Origin of the sequence: Acinetobacter sp. SM1B (assembly GCF_003289665.1) — a bacterium.
In the GTDB taxonomy this organism is placed as follows: Bacteria; Pseudomonadota; Gammaproteobacteria; order Pseudomonadales; family Moraxellaceae; genus Acinetobacter; species Acinetobacter schindleri.
Map to the genome: position 1 here is coordinate 2,566,009 of NZ_QMBM01000001.1, position 23,959 is coordinate 2,589,967.

The 23,959-nt window shown below is 45.2% G+C and carries 22 protein-coding genes and 2 rRNA genes (1 of these 24 cut by a window edge); 19 read left to right on the forward strand and 5 right to left on the reverse strand.

The window, feature by feature from the left end:
- Positions 1 to 18: 18 nt before the first annotated feature.
- The gene (locus C8322_RS12375; RefSeq protein ID WP_111810712.1) at positions 19 to 1,077 is read right to left on the reverse strand and encodes an RNA-guided endonuclease InsQ/TnpB family protein; all 1,059 of its coding nucleotides are present in this window, start codon (positions 1,075 to 1,077) and stop codon (positions 19 to 21) included.
- Positions 1,078 to 1,346: 269 nt separating this feature from the next.
- Here C8322_RS12375 and ubiG point away from each other — a divergent pair, with 269 nt between their 5' ends.
- The 14 genes from ubiG to C8322_RS12440 all read left to right on the forward strand — a co-directional run bounded on the left by ubiG (position 1,347) and on the right by C8322_RS12440 (position 13,374).
- Complete coding sequence (gene ubiG, locus C8322_RS12380) at positions 1,347 to 2,075, forward strand: bifunctional 2-polyprenyl-6-hydroxyphenol methylase/3-demethylubiquinol 3-O-methyltransferase UbiG (protein ID WP_004813907.1); 729 nt, start codon at positions 1,347 to 1,349, stop codon at positions 2,073 to 2,075.
- Positions 2,072 to 2,755, forward strand: coding sequence for an HAD family hydrolase (locus C8322_RS12385; RefSeq protein WP_004813910.1), 684 nt, complete (start codon positions 2,072 to 2,074; stop codon positions 2,753 to 2,755). The genes ubiG and C8322_RS12385 overlap by 4 nt, the downstream gene beginning before the upstream one ends.
- 63 nt (positions 2,756 to 2,818) lie before the next feature.
- Positions 2,819 to 3,565 carry a YciK family oxidoreductase gene (locus C8322_RS12390; protein ID WP_004813911.1) on the forward strand — a complete coding sequence of 249 codons (747 nt, stop codon included), beginning with the start codon at positions 2,819 to 2,821 and terminating at the stop codon, positions 3,563 to 3,565.
- Positions 3,566 to 3,733: 168 nt separating this feature from the next.
- A complete protein-coding gene (locus tag C8322_RS12395; RefSeq protein ID WP_008305897.1) occupies positions 3,734 to 4,153 on the forward strand; it encodes a hypothetical protein in 420 nt (139 codons plus the stop codon).
- A 184-nt stretch (positions 4,154 to 4,337) separates the two neighbouring features.
- The gene (locus tag C8322_RS14425; protein ID WP_167367438.1) at positions 4,338 to 4,493 is read left to right on the forward strand and encodes a hypothetical protein; all 156 of its coding nucleotides are present in this window, start codon (positions 4,338 to 4,340) and stop codon (positions 4,491 to 4,493) included.
- A 283-nt stretch (positions 4,494 to 4,776) separates the two neighbouring features.
- Complete coding sequence (locus tag C8322_RS12400) at positions 4,777 to 5,160, forward strand: RcnB family protein (RefSeq protein ID WP_004813917.1); 384 nt, start codon at positions 4,777 to 4,779, stop codon at positions 5,158 to 5,160.
- A 219-nt stretch (positions 5,161 to 5,379) separates the two neighbouring features.
- The gene (locus C8322_RS12405) at positions 5,380 to 5,766 is read left to right on the forward strand and encodes an RcnB family protein (RefSeq protein WP_008305898.1); all 387 of its coding nucleotides are present in this window, start codon (positions 5,380 to 5,382) and stop codon (positions 5,764 to 5,766) included.
- 133 nt (positions 5,767 to 5,899) lie between these two features.
- Complete coding sequence (gene argA, locus C8322_RS12410) at positions 5,900 to 7,249, forward strand: amino-acid N-acetyltransferase (RefSeq protein WP_008305899.1); 1,350 nt, start codon at positions 5,900 to 5,902, stop codon at positions 7,247 to 7,249.
- Positions 7,250 to 7,585: 336 nt separating this feature from the next.
- The gene (locus C8322_RS12415; protein ID WP_111810713.1) at positions 7,586 to 8,545 is read left to right on the forward strand and encodes a sulfonate ABC transporter substrate-binding protein; all 960 of its coding nucleotides are present in this window, start codon (positions 7,586 to 7,588) and stop codon (positions 8,543 to 8,545) included.
- Between the two features lie 29 nt (positions 8,546 to 8,574).
- On the forward strand, positions 8,575 to 9,567 hold the full coding sequence (locus C8322_RS12420; protein ID WP_111810714.1) for a sulfonate ABC transporter substrate-binding protein: 993 nt from the start codon (positions 8,575 to 8,577) through the stop codon (positions 9,565 to 9,567).
- Between the two features lie 16 nt (positions 9,568 to 9,583).
- Positions 9,584 to 10,759: an FMNH2-dependent alkanesulfonate monooxygenase gene (gene ssuD, locus C8322_RS12425; RefSeq protein WP_111810715.1), complete on the forward strand. Its 1,176-nt coding sequence runs from the start codon at positions 9,584 to 9,586 to the stop codon at positions 10,757 to 10,759.
- Complete coding sequence (ssuC, locus tag C8322_RS12430) at positions 10,759 to 11,574, forward strand: aliphatic sulfonate ABC transporter permease SsuC (RefSeq protein WP_111810716.1); 816 nt, start codon at positions 10,759 to 10,761, stop codon at positions 11,572 to 11,574. Before ssuD ends, ssuC begins: the two co-directional genes overlap by 1 nt.
- Positions 11,575 to 11,598: 24 nt before the next feature.
- Positions 11,599 to 12,405, forward strand: a complete 807-nt coding sequence (locus C8322_RS12435; protein ID WP_111810717.1) for an ABC transporter ATP-binding protein — start codon at positions 11,599 to 11,601, stop codon at positions 12,403 to 12,405.
- 333 nt (positions 12,406 to 12,738) lie between these two features.
- A complete protein-coding gene (locus C8322_RS12440; RefSeq protein WP_171058634.1) occupies positions 12,739 to 13,374 on the forward strand; it encodes a TetR family transcriptional regulator C-terminal domain-containing protein in 636 nt (211 codons plus the stop codon).
- A gap of 60 nt (positions 13,375 to 13,434) precedes the next feature.
- Here the strand turns inward: C8322_RS12440 and C8322_RS12445 are convergent, their stop codons facing one another.
- Entirely contained in the window at positions 13,435 to 13,998 is a 564-nt protein-coding gene (locus C8322_RS12445) for a hypothetical protein (protein WP_004890952.1), read from the reverse strand.
- 331 nt (positions 13,999 to 14,329) lie between these two features.
- On the opposite strand from C8322_RS12445, the gene ribF reads away from it, so the two are divergent.
- The 5 genes from ribF to C8322_RS12470 all read left to right on the forward strand — a co-directional run bounded on the left by ribF (position 14,330) and on the right by C8322_RS12470 (position 19,923).
- Complete coding sequence (gene ribF, locus C8322_RS12450; RefSeq protein WP_048882118.1) at positions 14,330 to 15,331, forward strand: bifunctional riboflavin kinase/FAD synthetase; 1,002 nt, start codon at positions 14,330 to 14,332, stop codon at positions 15,329 to 15,331.
- Between the two features lie 64 nt (positions 15,332 to 15,395).
- Positions 15,396 to 18,242, forward strand: coding sequence for an isoleucine--tRNA ligase (gene ileS, locus C8322_RS12455; protein WP_111810718.1), 2,847 nt, complete (start codon positions 15,396 to 15,398; stop codon positions 18,240 to 18,242).
- Positions 18,235 to 18,765 carry a signal peptidase II gene (gene lspA, locus C8322_RS12460; RefSeq protein WP_004813944.1) on the forward strand — a complete coding sequence of 177 codons (531 nt, stop codon included), beginning with the start codon at positions 18,235 to 18,237 and terminating at the stop codon, positions 18,763 to 18,765. Before ileS ends, lspA begins: the two co-directional genes overlap by 8 nt.
- A 1-nt stretch (position 18,766) precedes the next feature.
- Positions 18,767 to 19,249, forward strand: a complete 483-nt coding sequence (locus C8322_RS12465) for an FKBP-type peptidyl-prolyl cis-trans isomerase (RefSeq protein WP_004890959.1) — start codon at positions 18,767 to 18,769, stop codon at positions 19,247 to 19,249.
- Between the two features lie 131 nt (positions 19,250 to 19,380).
- Positions 19,381 to 19,923, forward strand: a complete 543-nt coding sequence (locus C8322_RS12470; protein ID WP_004813948.1) for an NADPH-dependent FMN reductase — start codon at positions 19,381 to 19,383, stop codon at positions 19,921 to 19,923.
- Positions 19,924 to 20,487: 564 nt separating this feature from the next.
- Here C8322_RS12470 and C8322_RS12475 read toward each other — a convergent pair.
- The 3 genes from C8322_RS12475 to C8322_RS12485 all read right to left on the reverse strand — a co-directional run.
- Positions 20,488 to 21,684, reverse strand: coding sequence for a PQQ-dependent sugar dehydrogenase (locus C8322_RS12475; RefSeq protein ID WP_111810719.1), 1,197 nt, complete (start codon positions 21,682 to 21,684; stop codon positions 20,488 to 20,490).
- Between the two features lie 279 nt (positions 21,685 to 21,963).
- Positions 21,964 to 22,078 (reverse strand): 5S ribosomal RNA (gene rrf / locus C8322_RS12480).
- A 181-nt stretch (positions 22,079 to 22,259) separates the two neighbouring features.
- Positions 22,260 to 23,959, reverse strand: a 23S ribosomal RNA gene (locus tag C8322_RS12485); it runs 1,209 nt beyond the window's last position.

Consider the following 23,959-nt stretch of genomic DNA (forward strand, 5'->3'; position numbering starts at 1 on the left):
TTTGACATCCTCCCCCAGCTAAAGCAAGGGGATTCCTACTGCTAGACGCTCATGCCCGAGCGCAAGAATATTCAGTGCGGAATTTACATCCCGATCCCATGAGCTACCACACTCACCACACTGCCACTCTCTTATTCCTAAACCTGCTCTACCTTTCGGACTACTGGAGCGTGAGCCACAGCACGAACAAGTTTGGGTGGTATAGGCTTCATTGACTTCTTCATACCATACCCCTGCGTTCTCGCATTTATACTTGAGCATGGTTCTTAGTGTTGTCCAACTGGCATCTAACACAGACTTGGCTAGTTTAGTTTGCGCTAATGCTTTGGCATTCACATTGCCAACGAAGATTGCTGCATGTTCTTTTACCAGTTTATGGCTGAATTGATGCAGCATGTTTTGTCTTACATTTTTAATCTTGGCGTGAATTGCTTTCACTCGTTTTTTATTTTTTTCACGTTGAGCAATACCAAGTTTTTGTTCATATTTCCGATAGATTTGAGGGGCTTTAAGTTTTACGCCATCTGAACAAGTGGCTAAATCTTTTAAACCTAAATCTATGCCAATTGAGGTTATAGCGGCGGTTTTCTCTGTTTTAGCATTGTCAACTACAAGACATACATACCAACGGCCTCGGCTATCTTCAACGAATGAGCCTGTTTTAACCCTGTATTGACTTAAACCGTAATTATCCCATAACTTGAATTGGTGTTTACCATATTGAACACAGCCATCAGCATATTTGATTGCAACCTTTTTAAACGGTATCCAACCCAGTGAGCGTCTAGCTGATTTTTTATTACTGACACGCCATTTTAGTTTTGCTTTTTTGAACTGCTTGCGTCTTGTGACCAATTCTTCTGTCACTGCCTGAATAGTTTGACTGTGCAAGTTGCATTCTTTCGATGTGCCTTTCGTGTATTTTGCAATATCGTATGCTGAAAAGAATTGTTGTTTTTTTTGAAGATGTTTAAAACACAAATCATTGACATAATTCCAAACTAAATTTACTTCGGATGCTAACTGATTTAGCACCTTGCAATGTTTGTCTTTTATGCGTAATTTGAGTGTCTTCATCCAATTATTTTAACAGTATTTTTCTTAATAGTGACTATAGTACAAGTATTTAAAACGACATTTCGTGTCGTTCATGTGGTTTACTCCAGTCGCTTATATCCTCGTGCTGAACCACGAGGTTTTACGCTCCAGTGGATAAATCAAATATGCGGCTTTCGTTTTTATTCTGTGAACTTTTTTAAGGCTTTTATCGCTTTTTTTGCAGGAAGCGCTACACTAATCAACATTGAACTTTTTTAAAATATAATGACTTGATTGAGGTGACACCGATGTCGCAATTGAATGTTGATCCACAAGAAATTGCCAAATTTGAAGCTTTCGCAGCCATATGGTGGGATCAGCATTCCGAGTTCCGCCCTTTGCACATGATTAATCCACTACGTCTGAACTGGATTGACGAATATGCTGGCGGCTTGAGCGGCAAGAAAGTTCTGGATGTGGGCTGTGGCGGTGGCATTCTGGCCGAAAGCATGGCACGCCGTGGTGCTGATGTGCTTGGTATCGATATGGGTGAAGCACCACTGAATGTGGCACGTCTACATGCGGAACAGGAAGGTGTCAGCAATATTCAATACCGTCAGGTTCCTGTTGAGCAACTCGCCGAGGAACAGGCGGGACAATACGATGTGGTGACCTGCATGGAAATGCTGGAGCATGTTCCAGATCCGGCATCGATCATTCAGGCTTGCCATAAGCTGGTAAAACCAGGCGGTCATGTGTTCTTCTCGACCATTAACCGTAATCCGAAGTCATATCTGTTTGCCATTATTGGTGCAGAATATGTGCTGCGTATGCTGGCACGTGGTACGCATGATTACAGCAAATTTATCAAACCATCTGAACTGGCGCATGACATCCGCAACGCTGGTCTTAAACTAAAAGATATGACGGGTCTGCACTATAACCCGCTGACCAAACGGTACTGGTTAGCGCCCAATGTAGATGTTAACTATATGGTCTATACGGCAAAAGAACAGGCGAATGGAGCTGCTGAATGAAAGCAGTTCTCTTTGACCTCGATGGTACCTTAATTGACACTGCTGCCGACTTTGTCCGCATTATTCAGGATATGTGCCGCGAAGAAGGCCGTGAAGTAGTAGCACCAGAGTTGATCCGCACTCAGGTTTCAGAAGGTGCTCGTGCCATGGTCAAGCTGGTCTATCCGGAACTCGAGCTGGAAGATCCTCTCCTGCTGGCGCATCGTCAGCGTTTCTTAGACCTGTATGGTGCCGATATTGCAGTAGATACTGACCTGTTTGACGGCATGTATCCACTGCTGGAAGCTTTGGAGGCACGCAGTATTCCTTGGGGTATTGTCACCAATAAACCACGCTGGTTAAGTGAATCGCTGCTTGCGGCATTGAATCTCTCAGAGCGCTGTTCGGTACTGGTCTGCCCGGAAGATGTGGGCCGTACCAAACCGGATCCGGAGCCAATGTATCTGGCAGCAAAACAGATTGACCTGGCGGCTAAAGACTGTATCTATGTCGGCGATCATCCACGTGATATCGATGCCGGACGTGCAGCCAATATGTATACTATTCTGGCAGCCTATGGTTATCTGCCTTTAGAACATAAAGATAATTTAAACGCCTGGCAGGCCGATTGTATCGTGCATAGTGTAGAAGAATTACATCAACGAATTCAGGATCTGGTTTTAAAGCCAGTACTCGGCTAAAACTCAGGTTCCGGTCAGAACATTAAACTTCACAACAATAAGCAAGAAATAAGGAGGTCGTTCATGAAGTATTCAGAATATCAACCTCGCTCAGACCTGTTAAAGGATCGTATTATCCTGATCACAGGTGCCGGCGATGGCATTGGACGTGCAGCAGCGATCAGCTATGCCCTGCATGGTGCGACGGTAGTGCTGCATGGTCGTACCCTGAACAAGCTTGAAGTCATCTACGATGAAATTGAAGGTTTGGGTGCACCACGCCCGGCAATTCTGCCTTTACAGCTTTCCAGTGCTTCTGAGCGTGATTACGAACTCCTGTTCGAAACACTGAGTAAACAGTTTGGTCGTCTGGACGGAATTCTGCATAATGCAGGCATGCTCGGTGAACGGATTGAACTGGCAAACTATAGCCCCGGCGTCTGGGATGATGTAATGGCTGTCAACCTGCGTGCACCCTTTGTGCTGACTCAGGCCCTGCTTCCTCTGCTCGAAAAATCTGAGCATGCTTCCGTGGTCTTTACCAGTTCAGGTGTAGGCCGTCAGGTGCGTGAACGCTGGGGAGCTTATTCAGTTTCCAAGGTTGCTATTGAAGCGGTAAGCCAGCTATTTGCCAAAGAAAATGTACATCCACATGTGCGCTTTAACTGCATTAATCCGGGTGCAACCCGGACTGCGATGCGTTCTAAAGCCTATCCGGATGAAGATCCACTAACCTTGCCAACCCCGGAATCGATTATGCCGGCTTATCTGTACCTGATGGGTGATGACAGCCTGCATATGAATGGTCAAAGTATTGATGCGCAGGATTAACTGCTGATTAAAGTGAAAATGATTGAAATGAGGGAGCCTTGGTTCCCTTTTTTATTGCTATTTTAGAATGAAATAATGCATAAATCTTATCTGACTCCACCCTGGTCGCATTGAGTTTCGCTAAAATTCACCCATACTATCGCTAACAGATTTTGATTCGAGTGCAACATGACTGACCTAAACAACATCACCGTGACCACTTTGGAAGATGGCATGGTGTCACTTCTGATTGATCAGCAGCCAGTTTCTGAAAAATACGGCGTGAAGTTTGAAGCCAGCATTGTGGACGACATCAAGGTACTCGAAAATGGCAGCAAGCTGAAACTATTCGAGCAGTTTATCTTTTCCCATACCGATCTGAACTTTGAACATGCCTATTACTATGTGACAGGTATTGAAAAACTGGATGATGGCTACCGTCTGGCTAAACATTTTGTGTATCGCATTAAAATTGAAAATCAGCCGGATATCGAACATGTAATTAGCAATCAAGGCAAGCCCATGACCACGGATGATGTACGTGCCTTTATTAATGCACATATCCAGAAGTCCCTGACTGACTATACCGATCTGAACTACGCTTACTAAGCCAGGTTTAAACCGATATAAGAGCACGCCAAGCGTGTTCTTTTTTTATTCGGGAAACCTATTAAAAACAGCTATAAATCGGTTTTTTAAATACTAATAATAATTTTATTCGGTTTTCCAAATTAAAGCCTGAGCGCTATGATACCTGTATTCAAGATGATGACCAGATAAAGGAGAATCCAGCATGGCTGACCAAAAACGTAAAATCGAGACTATTCGCCATATTGAAAGCCTGCAATTATCAGCTACCTTGATTCAAGCTTTAGATGATGCCACTGAAGCGGAATGTGTGGCTGAAGCGATCCAGTCGTTACAGGGTTTGACTGAACAATGGAACTAGTTCAGACCTGCAAATATTGAGGTACTATTCGACTGGAATACAGGAGATAAATTGCCCTAATTAACCGAGTTTCTCTTGACCTCACCATACATTAGCCTCAGGATAGTATTTCACAGCTTCTCAAGCGCTTAGCCTGTATGAAGTGTTCAAAAACTACTGAAATCATGGCATAGTCATAATCTCTCTGCATTCTTTAAAGAATACATGCCTGATCTTCACAGTTTCTCTGCAATTTTTGCGTAAATTAGACTGTAGAAAATGAACAATTGATTGAGGGTTCACCATGAAAAAGCTTTTGGTTGCTTTGACAATGTCTATCAGTACATTAATGCTGACGAATGTTGCCAATGCTGCGCCGCATTTTGATGATGAACGTCATATGGATCAACGTCAAGGTCAGTCTAAAAAATTCCGTGATCGCGCAGATGATGACCATGAAGACCGTCGCCGTATGCGTGAAGAGCGTGGTGTAAAGCGTTTACAGCAAATGAAATGGCAACCCGGCTATGTGATGCCACAGCATTATCGCGGTAATGGTTATAAAGTTGAATATAAAGACCACAAGTTGCCAAAACCTGACCGCAGACAGCAATGGTATAAAGTCAATAATGAATACATTTTGGTGGATTCGGACAACAACAGTATCATTCGAATTCTTGGACATTAAATCCTCACATTTTCATAGACCCAACTTGTTTGGGTCTTTTTTATTTTAGTCAGGTGGTATTGGATGCTGTTCTTGACTAAAAAAACCTGTAATTCCCTCTTATTCTTCTTTTTTTCTTCATAAATTTAACAATTCGCCTAAATTGCCCTCACGGTTTCTCTCTACTGATTCGCTAATTTAGTCTCATCGAAACGATAATGATGAATTCAGGTGAATGCCATGAAAAAAGTGTTAACAACAATCGCTTTATCCTTGAGTGCTTTAGTTGCAACTTCTGCAATGGCTGCACCGCAACATGATCCGCGTTATGCGCCACATAAACCGGCACCGCATTGGGATCATAAAGATGCGAAAAAATGGGACGATCGCCGTGATAACCGTCGCTGGAATGATAAACGCTATAACAACCGCGTGGTAAATCCAAGCCGTGACTGGCGTGTCGGTCAAAAGCTGCCTAACCAGTATGACAACCGCCGTTTTGAAGTAAGTGGTTATGAAGCACGCCGTCTGCCAAATGCAGGCAGAAACCAGCAGTGGTACAAAATCAATGGTGATTATGTGCTAGTCAATGAGCGTAATGACAAGATTATCCGTATCCTCAACTAAATCTTAATTCTGTATCTTTTCTCCATTGCACCTGAAGTCCACGCTTCAGGTGTTTTTTTATTGCTGTACTTCGTTCCCGGCTTTTTTTAGAATCAAATTCAATTAAGTATTATTTTCTAATATAGGCCAGCGCATGAACCCAGCAGAACCGTCTCAAAGCACAACTTTGCAATATGTGCATTGGTTTCGCCATTCTGCGCCCTATATTAATGCGCACCGTAACAAGACCTTCGTGATCATGTTTGATGGCGAGGCGGTGCTGCATGACAATTTCCAGCATATTATTCACGATATTGCCCTACTGCATTCTCTCGGAATTCATCTGATTCTGGTGCATGGTGCGCGTCCACAGATTAACCAGAATCTGGCAACGAGTCAGATCAGCACGCCTTTTCATCGTCAGCGCCGAATCACAACCCGTGAATCGTTGAGCTGTGTCATGAATGCGGTGGGTTCAATCCGCCTGCAGATTGAAGCCTTGCTCTCAATGGGACTGGCCAACTCACCCATGTATGGCGCCCGTATAGATGTCGTATCCGGTAATTTTGTTACTGCCAAGCCTTATGGGATTCGTGACGGTATTGATTTCCAGTTAACCGGTGAAGTCCGTACCGTAGATACCAATGCGATTCAGCGTCATCTTGACAGCCATAACATTGTGGTGCTTGGACCAACCGGTTATTCCACCACTGGCGAAGTGTTCAACCTGCTGGCGGAGGAAGTTGCGACCAAAACTGCGATTCGTATCAAGGCAGACAAGCTGATTTTCCTGGGTAAACAGCATGGCCTGCTGAATACGGATGGACAATTGCAACGTGAAGTGCAGCCAAGTCAGCTGGATGCTTATATAATGCAGGATGCTCAAGACCTGCCATCCGAACTAAGCTTGCAACTTCGCGCTGCACAGGAAGCCTCGATGAATGGCGTCAACCGTGTGCATCTGATTTCCTATGCTCATGATGGTGCGCTGCTGGAAGAACTCTTCACCCGAGATGGTTCAGGCACTCTGATTACCGATGCTCATTATGAAGATGTACGTATGGCTACCATTCAGGATGTTGGCGGTCTGATTAACCTGCTACGGCCTTTGGAAGAAGAAGGCATTCTGGTGTATCGCTCACGCGAACGTCTGGAAAATGAAATTGAACAGTTCGCAGTCATTGAACGTGACGGCATGATTCTGGCCTGTGCCGCGTTATATCCGATTCCAACCACAGGCAATGAGCTGCGTTCTGCTGAAATTGCCTGTGTCGCTGTCGATCCAAGTTATCGCAAGTCCAACCGCGGCAGCCAGATTCTGAATTATCTGGAAGATAAAGCCCGGAGCATGGGTATTCAGCAACTGTTTATTCTAACCACCCGCACTGCACATTGGTTCCTGGAACAGGGTTTTGAACAGTCCTCTGTCGATGATCTGCCCGATGCCCGTCAGGCGCTATATAACTATCAGCGTAATTCCCTGGTTTGTAAAAAGTCACTTTAATGTGACTTTTTATTTGTTTATATATCTTATTTTTTGCTAAAGATATGTAGATTTCTCAAATATTTAACTTAAAAAGCTTTGCATGGATTTTCATATCCATATCTTTATATTTTATTAAAAAAATTAAATATATATTTCAATAACGTAAATTGTATAAAAATTAAATTCCATAAAGATTCCAAATCACTTTTCTACATAAATTTTGCGCTTTTTTATTTATCTTTTTTTCTCATTAGAAATTCCCGAATTGTTATTTTTTTGGAAAATAAAAAACGATTAGCGTATGCCTAACTTGTCTATTCCATCTAATTGGCTTTTTGTCAGGAGTTTATATTCATGCGCCAATCTACGGTTAAATTCATTGCAAAAACAGCAGCTCTGAGTACTGCTATTGCTGGCGTGATGTTGCTCTCTGGCTGCTCTAAAAAAGAAGAAAGTGTAACGCTGAATATCGGTTTCCAAAAATATGGCGTCCTTCCAATCTTGAAAGAACGCGGCACTTTAGAAACTGCATTAAAACAACAAGGCGTAAATGTGAAATGGGTGGAATTCCCGGCAGGTCCACAATTACTTGAAGGTCTGAATGTAGGCAGTGTGTCTTTTGGTGAAGCCGGTGAAGCACCGCCAATCTTTGCTCAGGCAGCCAACTCAAATCTGGTGTATGTCGCAAACCAGCCTGAAGCACCTAAAGCTGAAGCTCTGATTGTACAAAAAGACTCAAATATTCAGTCTGTCCAGGACCTGAAAGGCAAACGTATTGCACTCAACAAAGGCTCAAATGTTCATTACTTACTATTAAAAGTCCTTGAAGCCAATAATCTGAAACTCAGCGATATTGAAGTGGTGTACCTGCCGCCTTCTGATGCACGTGCCGCTTTTGAGCGTGGAGCGGTTGATGCCTGGGTGATCTGGGATCCGTTCTTTGCAGCAGCAGAACATCAGATTGGTGCACGTGTGATTGCAACTGGTGAGAATATCGTGAGTAATCATCAGTTCTATCTGGCTGATCGTAAGTTCGCTGAAGCGAATCCACAGATCATTGATGCGGTAGTGAAGGAGCTGAACCTGACTACTGAATGGGTATCTAGCCATCAAGATGAGGCAGCGAAACTTCTAGAAAAACCAACAGGCCTGGCATTTGACGTATTGAAAACTTCAATTTCACGTATGGGCTTTGGGGTAAAACCGCTCACGCCAGAAGTGGCGCAAAAACAGCAGCAGGTCGCTGATGCCTTTTATGGCCAGCAACTGATTCCAGCAAAACTGAATATTCAATCAGCAATTTTAATCCAATAAATCATAGGAAAATATCAGGGGATCTAATAATGACTCAACATCAGCGACACAACAAAGCAATCACATGGTTCAAGACCTCCAGTCATGCTATGAATGCCGCATTAGTTGCTTGTGCGATGTTGGGTTCAAGTGCCGCTTGGGCAGTTGATCCGTCAGTGAAACAGCTTCGTGTAGGCTACCAAAAAGCTTCGGTAAACCTGGTCATTGCACAACAGCAAAAGCTGCTTGAACAGGAATTTCCAAATGCAAAAATCAGCTGGAACGAATTTCCAGGCGGACCACAAATTTTAGAAGCATTAGCTGTAGGTTCTATTGATATCGGTGCGACTGGAGACACTCCTCCTGTCTATGCTCAAGCTGGTAATAAGCCATTGCATTATTTTGCTTATGAAACTGCAAAACCGCTCTCTTCTGCCATTCTGGTACAACACAATTCCAAAATTACCAAACTGAGCCAGCTCAAAGGTAAGCGTGTCGGCGTTCATCGCGGTTCCAGCTCGCATTATTTACTGGTCCAGGCAGTACGTAAGGCAGGTTTGCAATGGACCGATATCCAGCCAATCTGGTTAAGCCCTGCGGATGCACGCGCAGCTTTCCAGAAAGGTGCGATTGATGCCTGGGCGATTTGGGACCCGTACTATGCTGCAGCGCAAGTAGAAGATAAAGCCAGAGTCTTATCTTCAGGAAAAGGCTTAAGTCCCAATTATACCTTCTATCTGGCTTCAGAAAGTTTAATTAAAAAACACCCGCAAGCATTAAAAGGAATTATCAAACAGGTCAATGTTGCAGATAAATGGGTACAGCGTCATAAAACTGAAACTGCAAAAATCTTTGCGCAAAGTACTGGCTTAAAACCAATTGTCAGCCAGACCTTTATCCAGCGTCGTCCTAATCCATCTGGTGCTGCACCGCTCACCAAGAAAGTGATTGCCGACCAGCAAGAACTCGCGAACCGTTTTAGCGAACTCAAGATCATTCCAAAATCTATCAATATTCAGCAAGCCGTTTGGGCAGGCAAATAATTCAAGGATCAAAGACATGAAAATTTTCTGGTTTATTCCGACACATGGTGACAGCCGCTACTTAGGTACCAGCAAAGGTGCACGCCAGGTCGATCATGCCTATATGAAACAGATTGCAGTTGCGGTCGATAACCTGGGCTATGAAGGTGTACTGATTCCAACAGGCCGTTCATGTGAAGATCCATGGTTAACCGCAGCCAGCCTGATTGACGCGACCAAGAAATTGAAATTCCTGGTTGCGCTACGTCCGGGTGTAACGACTCCTGCACTGGCTGCACGTATGGCAGCAACCTTTGACCGTTTATCTGGTGGCCGTGTCTTGCTAAATTTGGTCACTGGTGGTGATGAGCAGGAACTAAAAGGCGACGGCGTGTATGAAGATCACGAAACCCGCTACAAGACTGCAACTGAATACACGACGATCTGGCGTGAAATCCTGAAACGCTCTCACACGGGTGAAAGCTTCACTTTCCACGGTGAACGCTTAAGTGTAGACGATGCAAAATTGCTCTATCCACCCGTTCAAGAGCCCCATCCTCCACTGTGGTTCGGCGGTTCTTCAGATGCGGCGATTGAACTTGCAACAGATCAGGTTGACACTTACCTGACTTGGGGTGAACCACCTGCAGCAGTCAAAGAAAAGATTGAAAATGTCCGTGCCAAAGCTGAAGCGAAAGGCCGTAAGCTTAGCTATGGTATCCGTTTACATGTGATTGTTCGTGAAACCAATGAAGAAGCATGGAAGGCCGCAGAAGAGCTGATCCAGTATGTAGATGATGCAACCATTGCAGCAGCGCAGGCAAAATTCAAGCAAATGGATTCAGTCGGTCAGCGTCGTATGGCTGAACTGCACAACGGCGACCGTAGCAAACTTGAAGTCTCTCCAAACCTTTGGGCAGGTGTCGGTCTGGTACGTGGTGGCGCAGGTACAGCACTGGTAGGTGACCCTGAAACTGTCGCAGCACGTATTCAGGAATATGCTGATTTGGGTATCAATACCTTTATCTTCTCAGGCTACCCACATCTGGAAGAGTCGATCCGTTTTGCTGAACTGGTATTCCCACTTTTACCACTTGAAACCCAGAAAAAATTGACTCAGCCAAACCTGACAGGTCCATTCGGTGAAATTGTGGCGAATAACTACACACCAGATGAGAACAAGAAAGCTGCGAGTGTTCAGGAGCCAGCTTAATGTTAAAAGTCGTTTCTGTTGAAACCATCGCAGAAAAGAAGGTTTCACGTGGAACACAATTCAGGCAGCGTTTGCTGCCCTGGTTAGTTCCCATTGGATTAATTTTGATCTGGCAGATCGCGTCTAGTACCGGCCTGCTGGAAAGCCGAATTTTACCTGCACCGAGTGCAGTCATCGCCGCATTCTGGGCTCTGCTGATGAGTGGCGAACTCTGGACCCATGTAAAAGTCAGTGCTGGCCGTGCCCTGAGTGGTTTACTGGTGGGTGGTGGTTTGGGGCTGCTTCTAGGTTTACTCAATGGTTCATCCAAGGCTGCCTCTACCCTGCTCGATACCACTTTACAGATGATCCGGAACATCCCTGCCCTGGCCTTAATTCCACTGGTGATTTTGTGGTTCGGTATCGATGAATCAGCCAAGCTGTTTCTGGTCGCTATCGGCGTGTTCTTCCCGATCTATATCAATACCTATCATGGTATTCGCTCAGTCGATCCGCAGCTGATCGAAATGGGTAAAAGCTATGGGCTCACCCGTTGGCAACTGTATAAAGAAATTATTTTACCGGGCGCAATGCCTTCGATTCTGGTGGGTTTACGTTTCTCGTTAGGTTTAGTGTGGGTACTGCTGATTGTGGCTGAAACCATTTCTGCACAGTCCGGGATTGGTTATATGACCATGAATGCACGTGAATTCCTGCAAACCGATGTGGTACTGGTCGGTATTTTACTGTATGCCCTACTTGGCAAACTGGCGGATGTTCTGGCGGTTGCCTTGGAACGTTTCCTGCTGCGCTGGCATGCTGGCTATCAAAAATAAATGAATAATATTGAGGAGCATATGATGACTGATCTCAGCTTAGGGCGTCTCGCCAATGACCAAACTGCACCACAAGACTATGCTGCGGCAGATATTGATCCCCATGCAGTCATCGGTGCCGAAATTATTATTGAACAGCTGCATAAGTTCTATGGCTCGGTCAAGGTTCTGGAAGATCTGGATCTGCATATTCAGCCGGGCGAATTCCTGGCAATTGTCGGTCGTAGTGGTTGTGGTAAAAGTACCCTGCTGCGTCTGATTGCCGATCTGGAAAAACAGAGCTACGGCGAAATCAAGTTCAAGTCAGCACGTCATATTCGTGAAGGTATTACTGCGGACGATATCCGGGTGATGTTCCAGGATCCGCGTTTGTTGCCATGGCGGAGCATTGAACAGAATGTGCAATTGGGCTTGCCGAAAGATCAGCATGCCAATGCATCAAGCATGCTGGAGAAAGTCGGCTTAAAGGAAAAAGCAGGGCTATGGCCATCGCAACTGTCGGGTGGTCAGCGTCAACGTACAGCCTTGGCACGTGCTTTATCCCATAAACCACGTATCCTGCTCTTGGATGAACCATTAGGTGCCCTAGATGCCTTGACCCGCCTTGACATGCAGAACCTGATCGAGAAGTTATGGACTGAACAGGGCTTTACTGCGATCCTGGTGACTCATGATGTCAGTGAAGCCGTACAGTTAGCAGATCGCATCATCCTGCTGGACAAAGGTCATATTGCCAAAGAGTTCCGTGTCAACTTGCCACGTCCACGTCAGAAAGGAACCCAGTTTGCTGAACTGGAACAGCGAGTTCTGAATGCCGTACTGGCAACCTAAAAAGAAATAAAACCCGGCTCTAGAATCCGGGTTTTCACTTTGAAGGATAGATAATTCTTAGAATTTCATCAAAATTAAAATTACAGTCCATCTTAAAAATAAAATGTCATGAATCTGACATTAATTAAACTGATTTCTCAATAACAAAAGGCTTCAAAATAATTTAAACATTTTCAAAAGCTTGATTTTTATACTGGGATTCGCTAGTTTTGTAAGGATTACATAGTTGATCTACAGAATAAATCATCATTATTCAAAAAATTAGACTTCTACTTTGTGCACAAATCTGATGATTTGCCGTACAATTCAATATTCCCTTTTTTAATTGTTTTTATATTGCTGATGGAACAAAAAAAGAGTACTCAAAAGCGCAACCAGCTGCTCAGTGCCGCTCTAGACGTTTTTTCCCTATATGGTTTTAGTGGGGCAAGTCTGGACGAAATTGCACAAATTGCAGAAATGCATAAATCTAATATTTTCTATTACTATGAAAATAAAGAAGCTCTCTATGTAGAAGTGTTAACCACCGTACTGCAAAAGTGGCTTGCACCGCTGCAAATGCTTGAAGCCGAGCTAGAACCGGAAGAAGCGATCACCAATTATCTGATGCAGAAAATTGAAGTATCACGCACTCAACCGAAAGCATCTCGCCTGTTCGCCTTGGAAGTGATCCAGGGGGCACCACATATTCTGGAAATCCTGAAAGGTCCACTGAAAAAACTGGTGAAACGTAAAGCCAAGGTGATCAGTAACTGGCAGGAACAGGGCAAGATTTCTAAAGATATTGATCCTGAACTGCTGATCCTGAATATCTGGGCAGTGACACAGAACTATGCCGACTTTGCTATACAGATGGAAATGGTGACCGGCAAAACGCTGCGTAACCGTAGCATGCAGCAGCGTGTGATTCAGCACACTGTACATATGATGCTTTACGGTGTACTACCACGTCCTGAACAAAACGCATAAGTTTTGCTTGGCATACGACCATAGTCATTATGGTCGCCGATCCGGTCTTTGACCTTATTCTTATTTTAACATCTGATATAAAAATAACAGTTTTTGCGCGCCTAACAATAAGTTTTCCTCCCAGTCGAGATGCGCTGTGTCATTGGCACCATCGGTAATGTATTTTACAGAAATCAGGCGTACGCCAAGTTTCTTGCATACCTTGGCCAGTGCATAGCCTTCCATGTCGACCAGTTGGCAGGGCACTTTCGGTTGTCCTGTTTCGAAGCTATCTCCGGTTCCGCAAATACCTTTGGGCAAATGATCAAAGAAAGGCTCAAGCTCGATTGCTCCCGGGAAATGCTGATCCATCGGGGTTAAGCCGACGTCAAAACCGAGTGGTGAAACATCCATATCGCGCTGCACAAAATGGCTGACTTCGACCAGGGCATGCGCATCAAAATGCGAACTGCCTGCCGTACCCAGGTTCAATAAAGTCTTACAGCCTGTGTTCTGAATCACTTCAAAGGCTTTAAAGGCTGCGTTGACTTTGCCAATACCGCTATAATGCACATCAATACCTTGTGCTTCAAATAAGCCTTTGGATTCATTGGGCAAAGCCATAATCAGTGCATGTTCAGACATTGGGTTTCCATATCAATTTTAAAATACTGGACTATTAAAAGATAAACAGGTAAGCACTGCAAATAAAAATCGATTTCTGCTCAGCAGAAAATGGTCTCTGCCCTGTCTGCTATAAACCTGTTTAAACTGCCAGAAAAGTAAAGCTAGCTCTGATTATTAGAGCGCTAAGGAAGCAGGAAATATTGATTAATTTTTATTTTATTCAGCCGATTAAGTTCTGGGCTAAAGATTTTTAAATAAAAGATATTGCATAAAAACACAACAACAAGACGAAACGTAAAGATTATGGCAATATATAGCCTCTTCGAATTTCCAAGCACCTGATTCGCCCATGAAGCTGCTCCGTCTAAATGCCTTATCGTCTCGCACAGAGTTACCTAAAACGGTGGTTACCATTGGTAATTTTGACGGTGTGCATTTAGGTCATCAGGTCATGATCAAACAGCTGAAAGCCGTGGCGGAACAGCAACAGCTGAAAAGCGTGGTAATGATCTTTGAACCACAGCCACTGGAATATTTCAAAGGCTATGAGGCCCCACCCCGTATATCATCTTTACGTGAAAAGGTGGAATACCTGACTGAACTGGGTGTGGACTATATTGCGGTGGCGAAATTTGATGAAAGTTTCCGTAGTCTGAATGCAGAACAGTTTGCCGATATTCTAAAAGATAAACTGAATGCCGAGCATCTGGTGCTGGGTGATGATTTCCACTTCGGTAAACACCGTCAGGGCAATAGCGAATTCCTGCGTAACTATGGTTTTCAGGTCACCAATCTGGATACCGTACAACTCGACGGCGAACGTGTCAGTTCGACCCGTATCCGTCAGACACTACAAGCAGGCGATCTTGCCCTGGCTGCCAAACTCCTGGGGCGCCCTTATAGCATTACCGGGCGGGTACAATATGGCGACCAGATCGGCCGCACCATTGATTTTCCGACCATTAATGTGCGCTTAAACCGCCATAGACCGTGTTTGCAGGGTATTTATGGCGTGGAAGTGGTGTGTGAAACCGAATCTTTAAAAGATAAAGCTAGAGCTGGTGATGCAAGCAAAACAGGCATTGCTGGCTATGACCCCACCGGTCTGTTTGGCGCCGGACATGTCGGGACCCGCCCGGCCATTCAGCAGGAACAACCAGAATGGCGATTAGAAGTACATTTCCCTGATGTTTCTGCTAATCTGTATGGCCTGTTGATGCGGGTGACATTCTTAAACTATTTGCATGGCGAAAAGAATTATCCTTCGCTTGAAGCCCTAAAAGCCGGAATTGATGACGATGTCGAGAAACTACTTGAGTTTCGTCGAAATCACCCCACATTTCCCTTTTAATCCCCCATATTTTTATTGTAAAACGTGTCTGTCAAATGACAGATTGAATTGGAAGACAACTTGCATGAGCGATAAGCAAACTCCTGAAAATGCAGTGGATTACAAAGCCACGCTAAACCTCCCAGGTACTGACTTTGCAATGAAGGCAAATCTGGCAGTACGTGAAGCGAAATGGTTAGAAGAGTGGTATGCCGACAACATTTATCAGCAGATTCGTGAGTCGCGTATTGGCAAGAAAAAATATGTACTTCATGACGGCCCTCCGTACGCAAACGGCCAAATCCACTTGGGCCATGCAGTCAATAAAGTTTTAAAAGACATCATTATTAAAAGCCGTGTCATGGATGGCTTTGATGCCCCATATGTACCGGGCTGGGACTGTCACGGTCTTCCAATTGAGCTTAAAGTTGAAGAAAAAGTCGGTAAAGTCGGCGTGAAAGTCGATGCGTCTACCTTCCGTAAAGCTTGCCGTGAATATGCCTACACCCAAGTTGAATTACAAAAGAAAGATTTTGTACGTATGGGTGTGTTCGGTGATTGGGACAATCCGTACCTGACCATGAACTTCAAACAAGAAGCGGATATTGTTCGCTCACTGGGTGCAATCGCAAAAGCTGGTCATATCGAACCAGGTCTGAAACCGGTCAACTGGTGTCTGGACTGTGGTTCATCTCTGGCTGAAGCAGAAGTTGAATATGAAGATAAAAAATCAGACGCGATTGACGTCGGTTTCACTGTAGTCGATCTGGCTGACCTGTCTGCACGTTTAGGTGTAGAAGTCGCTGACCGTACTGATATCGTGATCTGGACCACAACGCCTTGGACGCTTCCTGCGAACCAAGCCGTTGCCCTGCATGCTGAAATTGAATATCAACTGGTGAAAGCGCGTGGCGAAGAAAAAGCGGCGCAAAACTTTATCCTGGCGAAAGATCTGGTGGAATCTGCAACTGAACGCTACGGTTTTACCACTGTTGAAGTCATTGCTGATTTTGCCGGTAGCAAACTTGAGCACCTGATTCTGCAACATCCACTGATTAACGATCGTCAAGTGCCTGTAATCTTGGGCGAACACGTGATTGCCACCAGTGGTACCGGTGCAGTACATACGGCGCCTGGCCATGGTGTGGACGACTATAAAGTTGGCTTGCTGTACAACCTGAAAGTAGAAAATCCAGTCGGCGGTAACGGTGTGTATTTACCAACGTCTCCGCTGTTTGCTGGCGAGCATATCTACAAAGCCAATCCGCAAATTATTGCTGCATTAGCAGAGGCCAACAAGCTTTGGGCACATCAGCCAATCAAACATAGCTACCCGCACTGCTGGCGTCATAAAACCCCAATTATTTTCCGTGCGACACCACAATGGTTTATTAGCATGGATGCCAAAGGCTTACGTCAAGGCGCATTGAATGCGATCGAAAACGAGATCAGCTTTGTGCCGGACTGGGGTAAAAACCGTATCCAGGCGATGATTGAAGGCCGTCCAGACTGGTGTATCTCTCGTCAACGGACTTGGGGTGTGCCAATTCCGTTCTTTGTACATAAAGATACCAATGAGCTACATCCTCGTACGCCTGAACTGATCGAAGAAGTCGCTAAACTGATCGAACAGGAAGGTATTGATGGTTGGTACAACCGTGATGCACGCGAGTTCATCGGTGATGATGCTGAACAATACAATGCGGTACGCGATACCCTGGACGTATGGTTCGACTCGGGTACGACGCACTACGCTGTATTACGTGAACGTGAAGAACTGCAAGATCCTGCGGATCTTTACCTTGAAGGTTCAGACCAACACCGTGGCTGGTTCCAGTCTTCGTTGTTAACCTCGATTGCCATCAACGAACGGGCACCATATAAAGGCTTGCTGACGCACGGCTTCGTGGTGGATGAGAAAGGCCGCAAGATGTCGAAATCGTTGGGTAACATTATTACCCCACAAGACATCATTAAAGATATGGGGGCAGACGGTTTACGTTTCTGGATCGCATCGGCGGACTACCGCTATGAAATGACTGCAGGTAAAGAAATCTTTAGCCGTGCATCAGATGGTTACCGTCGTATCCGTAACACACTGCGTTTCTTGCTTGCCAACTTAAATGGTTTCAAACCATCAACTGATGCGCTTCCTGTAGATCAATTGATCGCGCTTGATCAATACATCCTGCAACGTGCGGCTGAAGTACAGAAAACCGTTCAGCAAGCTTATGAAGATATGAACTTCCATATCGTAACCAATGCCTTGACCAACTTCTGTATCAATGACCTGGGTGGTTTCTACCTCGACATCATCAAAGACCGTCAATACACCACCAAAGCCGATTCTCAAGCACGTCACTCTGCACAGACTGCACTGTATCATCTGGTACAGGCATTCGTACGCTGGATGGCACCGATCTTGAGCTTTACTGCACAAGAAGCTTGGCCATTGATTCCTGAGCAGTCAGAGAAATATGTGTTCACTGCTGAATGGTATGATATTCCAGCTGCATCTACTGCAAACTTGGTGACTGAAGCTGAATGGCAAACGCTGATTTCGGTAAAATCTGCAGTGAACAAGTTTATTGAAGCGGCGCGTACTGAAAAAACAGTGGGTTCGAACCTGTCTGCCAAAGTTGAACTTTGGGCGTCGAACGAGCTGAAAGCGGTATTGGACAAACTGGGTGATGAACTGCGTTTTGTACTGATTACCTCTCAAGTGATCGTGAATGACTTTAAGACTGCCCAAGGTGAAGCATCTGATCTGGAAGGTCTGAATGTGAAAGTTTCTGCAGCAGACGGTGAGAAATGTGTACGCTGCTGGCATGTACTTCCTGATGTAAACACACATGCATCACACCCAGGCTTGTGTGGCCGCTGTATCATCAACCTGCCGACAGGCCAAGGCGAAGAGAGAAAATATGCCTAATCCACAAGAAAAAAAGGGCTTATTCCAGTTCTATCCTCACAACTTGTGGTGGTTAGGTCTGACTATTGTTTCAATTATTCTGGATCAATGGACCAAATGGATTGCGACCACTAGTCTGAATTACGCAGATCCAGTACCCGTCCTGCCCTTTTTAAATTGGACATTACTGCATAACTATGGCGCAGCCTTTAGTTTTCTGTCCGATGCCGGTGGATGGCAACGTTATTTCTTTACTTCGCTGGCAGGAGTAGTGTCTGTGATTTTCGTGTTCTGGCTGATGCGTATGCCAAAGAACATGAAAGTTTTACCTTTGGCCGTTGCCCTGATTCTGGGCGGTGCCATCGGCAACCTGATTGACCGTGTTTCTCTCGGCTATGTAGTCGATTTTATTCATGTTTATTATCAGAATAGCCACTTCCCTGCCTTTAACCTTGCAGACAGTGCCATTACGTTAGGTACTATTTTAATGCTGATTGACACCTTCTTCTTAGAAGGAAAACGCAACCAACAGCAGGCGAAATAACATGACTGATTTTATTAATCCTAATGAGGAAACTCGTATTGAAGCTGGCTCTAAGGTTGAGCTTCATTTCTCAGTAGCCATTGAAAATGGTGTTGAAATTGACAATACCCGTAGTCGTACTGAGCCGGTAAGTCTGGTGATGGGCGATGGCAGCTTGCTACCAGGCTTTGAAAAAGCGCTGTTCGGTTTACGCGCCGGTGACCGTCGTACCGTAAGTCTTCCTCCTGAAGATGCTTTCGGTCCATGGAATCCTGAAAACGTACAAAAATTTGATACTGTGAAATTTGGCGAACGCCCAATTGAAGGTCATATGATCGAGTTTGAAGACAAAGCGAAACAAAGCCTGTATGGCGTGGTGAAAACCGTCGGTGATGACATCACTGAAGTGGATTTCAACCACCCGCTAGCTGGCAAGAACATTACTTTTGAAGTAGAAATCTTTAAAGTAACCCCAGCCGGTCAACAAGGTGTGAAATTGATGTAAGCATCATTTCACGACAAAGCGCCTTTGGGCGCTTTTTTTTATAATGCAGATACCAAGATACAAATCATGCCTATTCATCCTTGCTTATTCTGATTAATTTAAATTGAGTGAAGCAATGACAGGATAATAAGATGAAGATTTACATCATTGTAGGCAGTATTCGCGAAGGACGTGTAGCGATCAAAGTAGCTGACTGGATCTTTAAACAAATTAAAACCTATCACTTCAGTACAGTGGAAGCTGAAATTGTCGATCTGAAAGAATGGGACCTGCCGATGTTTGCTGGCGCACATCCTCCACTCACCGGTATTTATGACCAGCCTAAACAGCAGGAATGGGCTGATTTCATTGCACTCGCAGATGCCATTATTTTTATCAGCCCGGAATATAACCATGGCTACAGTCCAGCCCTAAAAAACGCCCTGGATTATCTGGGTAAGGAATGGCAAGGCAAACCGGCGGCTTATGTCGGCTATGGTGCGACCAATGGCTCGCGCTCTATTGATCAGATCCGTCAGGTCGGTACACAGCTTGGTTTAGTGGATACCAATGCGGTAATCGAAATCCGTGATATTTTTAGTCGTGCTATGGACTATACCTTTGAAGGGAATGAATTCGATAATAAAACCTTACGAGGCGTGGTAGACAAGCTGATTCAGTACGTCAGTGCATAAGTTGCTGCGGACAGCCACGTCCGTTTTAGCTTACAAGCCAAGCAGAAATCACTGCTATTTGCCTACAAATATACACGCTATATTTAAGTCATCACCGGACAGGATGTCCAATAGCGATATAAGAATAAGAAAAAGCGCATTACAACAGGAAGTTGCCAGATCCGACAGGAGTCAGATCTTCACAGCAAATCCAGAAGACCTCGACAGGATGTCGAGGTCTTTTACTTTATGGGTTTTCTATAAGCTTAAGTGCTCCCGTAATCCTGCTGTAAATTTCAGCACCACTGTACGCTATGGCGCACAAGTATTGGGGAGAATTGAGGCTATACCAAATCCGGAATTCCTCTTATAGTTAAGACATACAGGACAGGATGTCTTGAAGAATAAAAAACAATAAATGCAGCAGGAAGCTGATCGGTATGATAGGAGTTATACCTTGATAAATGAATCTGGAAAAGCCCTGACAGGATGTCAGGGCTTTTTCTTTTATACCTTTATAAGCATATTTTTACTCTTAAACGAAAAGAGGATTCCAAAAAATCCTCTTTTTTTAAAAATCAGTACTTAAAGCGCTGTAAGCTTTAACAAACGTGCCTGAGGACCATCTTCAATCACCCAGATGCCCCCATCCTGAGCCTGTACTGCGCCACGAATCCGTGCTTTCATATCGAGCCGTTGAACTTCTTTGGCAGGTTGCTGCATCGTATCTATAATAATAATTGCCTTGGAAGAAAGACCTGTGGCTATCGCTTTATTTTGCCATTGCGGGAACATTTTTCCGGTATAGAAGTTCAGGTCAGAGGGAGAGATTACCGGCGTCCAGTCCAGTACAGGTGCTTCAAATTCAGGTCGGGTACTGTGGTCAGGAATTGGCTTTCCATCATAATGATCACCATTTGATACTAAAGGATAGCCATAATTTTTAGCCTTGATAATCTTGTTTAGTTCATCGCCGCCCTTCGGTCCCATTTCAATCACCCAAAGCTGCCCTTGTGGATCAAACGCCATTCCCAGAGGATTACGGTGTCCAAGACTCCAAACCTGCTGGGCAATTTCACCCTGATTCATAAAGGGATTATCGGCAGCGATCGAGCCATCATCGTTCAGGCGAATAATTTTACCGGCATTAGACTTCATATCTTGTGCAGGATCAAACTGTTGACGTTCACCCGAGCTGATCCAGAGCTTGCCATCCGGCCCGAATACAATTCGGTGACCATAGTGCCCCTGCCCTGAAGAAAACTTAGGTACTTGTGTCCAGATTTTTTCGATCTGGGTGAGCTGTGGTGTACTACGCTTCAAATCCAACTTGCCACGAATTACTACTGCGCCATAACCGCCTTGACCCTGTTCAGCATAGCTCAGATAGATCCATGGGGTATTGGCGAAATCAGGATGTAATGCGACATCTCCCAAGCCGCCCTGACCGCCATAAGCCACTTCCGGGGTGCCTTTAATTTCAGTCTTTTTCTTGGTTTCTGGATCGAATAAGTACAGCCTGCCTTTACGCTCGGTAACCAGTAGACGACCATCCTTTAAAGGTGCTATCGCCCATGGTTCATTAAACTCGGCAATATTATTGACCTTATAGGCTTGCTGTACTTGAGTGGAAGAAGGTGCAATTACAGTTTCGGAAGTAGAGTTTGCCGCTTCCGGACTCTTATTGAGTTCCTGTGACGTCTTGTTCTGTGCATGACAGGCAGTCAGGCTATAAGGGATAAAGCCTAAACACAACATTGCTGCGAGATGAACCTGTTTCATTGTTATTCTACATACTTATTAAAACGAATAACTTACAATTTAGCATCTCAAACGCTCACTAAAAGCATAAAAAGGTTAACAATCGTAAACGGAAATAACCCTAGCTTGCGCCGATAAGTCCTAACTATATTGAAACCATCCCTTGCTACAGGCTGAATCACATTAGACTTTCACCTGATAGAGCTTTTGGTCCGCAGTTTTCACTAAGCGATCAATCGATTAAATCTCAGGCATAAAAAAACACCCCCTTTCAAATGACAGGGGGTGTTTAGAATAATGAGCTGGCGATGACTTACTCTCACATGGGAAACCCCACACTACCATCAGCGCTAAGAGGTTTCACTTCTGAGTTCGGGAAGGGATCAGGTGGTTCACTCTTGCTATGGTCGCCAGCACAACTGGTATGACTTTGCGTTTGGTCTTATTTAGATGCCAATGCTTGGTCAAATGAGTTTAACAGATAATATCTGAGTTGCAGTATATGTTCTAGCGTATTCTGAATCAAGATCAGTCGTTATTGACTGTTTGGTTTTGAATCGATTTCAGCTTTAATACAACAACTGTTTGGGTGTTGTATAGTCAAGCCTCACGAGCAATTAGTNACTTCCACATCCAACCTATCAACGTCGTAGTCTTCAACGGCTCTTTAGGTGACATAAAGTCACAGGGAAATCTTATCTTGAGGTAGGCTTCCCGCTTAGATGCTTTCAGCGGTTATCCCTTCCGAACATAGCTACCCGGCGATGCGACTGGCGTCACAACCGGTACACCAGAGGTTCGTCCACTCTGGTCCTCTCGTACTAGGAGCAGATCCTCTCAAATTTCCAGCGCCCACGGTAGATAGGGACCGAACTGTCTCACGACGTTCTAAACCCAGCTCGCGTACCTCTTTAAATGGCGAACAGCCATACCCTTGGGACCTGCTTCAGCCCCAGGATGAGATGAGCCGACATCGAGGTGCCAAACACCGCCGTCGATATGAACTCTTGGGCGGTATCAGCCTGTTATCCCCAGAGTACCTTTTATCCGTTGAGCGATGGCCCTTCCATACAGAACCACCGGATCACTAAGACCTACTTTCGTACCTGCTCGACTTGTGGGTCTCGCAGTTAAGCGCGCTTTTGCCTTTATACTCTACGCGTGATTTCCGACCACGCTGAGCGCACCTTCGTACTCCTCCGTTACTCTTTAGGAGGAGACCGCCCCAGTCAAACTACCCACCAGACATGGTCCTCGTCCCGGATAACGGGACAGAGTTAGAACCTCAATATTACCAGGGTGGTATTTCAAGGACGGCTCCATGGCAACTAGCGTCGCCATTTCAAAGCCTCCCACCTATCCTACACAAGTAAGATCAAAGTTCAATGTCAAGCTGCAGTAAAGGTTCACGGGGTCTTTCCGTCTAGCCGCGGGTACACCGCATCTTCACGGCGATTTCGATTTCACTGAGCCTCTGCTGGAGACAGCGCCCCCATCATTATGCCATTCGTGCAGGTCGGAACTTACCCGACAAGGAATTTCGCTACCTTAGGACCGTTATAGTTACGGCCGCCGTTTACTGGGGCTTCGATCAATAGCTTCGCTTGCGCTAACCACATCAATTAACCTTCCAGCACCGGGCAGGCATCACACCCTATACGTCCACTTTCGTGTTTGCAGAGTGCTATGTTTTTAATAAACAGTTGCAGGGGCCTGGTTTCTGAGGCTGCCAACAGCGCAAGGAGCAAGTCCTATCACCGCCGGCAGCGTACCTTCTCCCGAAGTTACGGTACCATTTTGCCTAGTTCCTTCAGCAGAGTTCTCTCAAGCGCTTTGGTCTACTCGACCTGACCACCTGTGTCGGTTTCGGGTACGATTCCTGTTTAACTGAAGCTTAGAGACTTTTCCTGGAAGTATGGTATCAGCCACTTCACTGCACAAGTGCAGCTTGCTATCAGTTCTCAGCATAGAGTACCCCGGATTTGCCTAAGATACATGCCTACAACCTTCCACCTGGACAACCAACGCCAGGCTGACTTAACCTTCTCCGTCCTCTCATCGCATTAAACAGAAGTATTGGAATATTAACCAATTTCCCATCGACTACGCCTCTCGGCCTCGCCTTAGGGGTCGACTCACCCAGCCCCGATTAACGTTTGACTGGAACCCTTGGTCTTTCAGCGAGCGGGTTTTTCACCCGCTTTGTCGTTACTCACGTCAGCATTCGCACTTCTGATACCTCCAGCAGACTTCTCAATCCACCTTCATCGGCTTACAGAACGCTCCCCTACCACTT

Excerpts from the sequence above, each read along its gene's own strand:
- C8322_RS12375 (WP_111810712.1), bottom strand. The coding sequence starts at position 1,077 with ATGAAGACACTCAAATTACGCATAAAAGACAAACATTGCAAGGTGCTA.
- ubiG (WP_004813907.1), top strand. The coding sequence starts at position 1,347 with ATGTCGCAATTGAATGTTGATCCACAAGAAATTGCCAAATTTGAAGCT.
- C8322_RS12385 (WP_004813910.1), top strand. The coding sequence starts at position 2,072 with ATGAAAGCAGTTCTCTTTGACCTCGATGGTACCTTAATTGACACTGCT.
- C8322_RS12390 (WP_004813911.1), top strand. The coding sequence starts at position 2,819 with ATGAAGTATTCAGAATATCAACCTCGCTCAGACCTGTTAAAGGATCGT.
- C8322_RS12395 (WP_008305897.1), top strand. The coding sequence starts at position 3,734 with ATGACTGACCTAAACAACATCACCGTGACCACTTTGGAAGATGGCATG.
- C8322_RS14425 (WP_167367438.1), top strand. The coding sequence starts at position 4,338 with ATGGCTGACCAAAAACGTAAAATCGAGACTATTCGCCATATTGAAAGC.
- C8322_RS12400 (WP_004813917.1), top strand. The coding sequence starts at position 4,777 with ATGAAAAAGCTTTTGGTTGCTTTGACAATGTCTATCAGTACATTAATG.
- C8322_RS12405 (WP_008305898.1), top strand. The coding sequence starts at position 5,380 with ATGAAAAAAGTGTTAACAACAATCGCTTTATCCTTGAGTGCTTTAGTT.
- argA (WP_008305899.1), top strand. The coding sequence starts at position 5,900 with ATGAACCCAGCAGAACCGTCTCAAAGCACAACTTTGCAATATGTGCAT.
- C8322_RS12415 (WP_111810713.1), top strand. The coding sequence starts at position 7,586 with ATGCGCCAATCTACGGTTAAATTCATTGCAAAAACAGCAGCTCTGAGT.
- C8322_RS12420 (WP_111810714.1), top strand. The coding sequence starts at position 8,575 with ATGACTCAACATCAGCGACACAACAAAGCAATCACATGGTTCAAGACC.
- ssuD (WP_111810715.1), top strand. The coding sequence starts at position 9,584 with ATGAAAATTTTCTGGTTTATTCCGACACATGGTGACAGCCGCTACTTA.
- ssuC (WP_111810716.1), top strand. The coding sequence starts at position 10,759 with ATGTTAAAAGTCGTTTCTGTTGAAACCATCGCAGAAAAGAAGGTTTCA.
- C8322_RS12435 (WP_111810717.1), top strand. The coding sequence starts at position 11,599 with ATGACTGATCTCAGCTTAGGGCGTCTCGCCAATGACCAAACTGCACCA.
- C8322_RS12445 (WP_004890952.1), bottom strand. The coding sequence starts at position 13,998 with ATGTCTGAACATGCACTGATTATGGCTTTGCCCAATGAATCCAAAGGC.
- ribF (WP_048882118.1), top strand. The coding sequence starts at position 14,330 with ATGAAGCTGCTCCGTCTAAATGCCTTATCGTCTCGCACAGAGTTACCT.
- ileS (WP_111810718.1), top strand. The coding sequence starts at position 15,396 with ATGAGCGATAAGCAAACTCCTGAAAATGCAGTGGATTACAAAGCCACG.
- lspA (WP_004813944.1), top strand. The coding sequence starts at position 18,235 with ATGCCTAATCCACAAGAAAAAAAGGGCTTATTCCAGTTCTATCCTCAC.
- C8322_RS12465 (WP_004890959.1), top strand. The coding sequence starts at position 18,767 with ATGACTGATTTTATTAATCCTAATGAGGAAACTCGTATTGAAGCTGGC.
- C8322_RS12470 (WP_004813948.1), top strand. The coding sequence starts at position 19,381 with ATGAAGATTTACATCATTGTAGGCAGTATTCGCGAAGGACGTGTAGCG.
- C8322_RS12475 (WP_111810719.1), bottom strand. The coding sequence starts at position 21,684 with ATGAAACAGGTTCATCTCGCAGCAATGTTGTGTTTAGGCTTTATCCCT.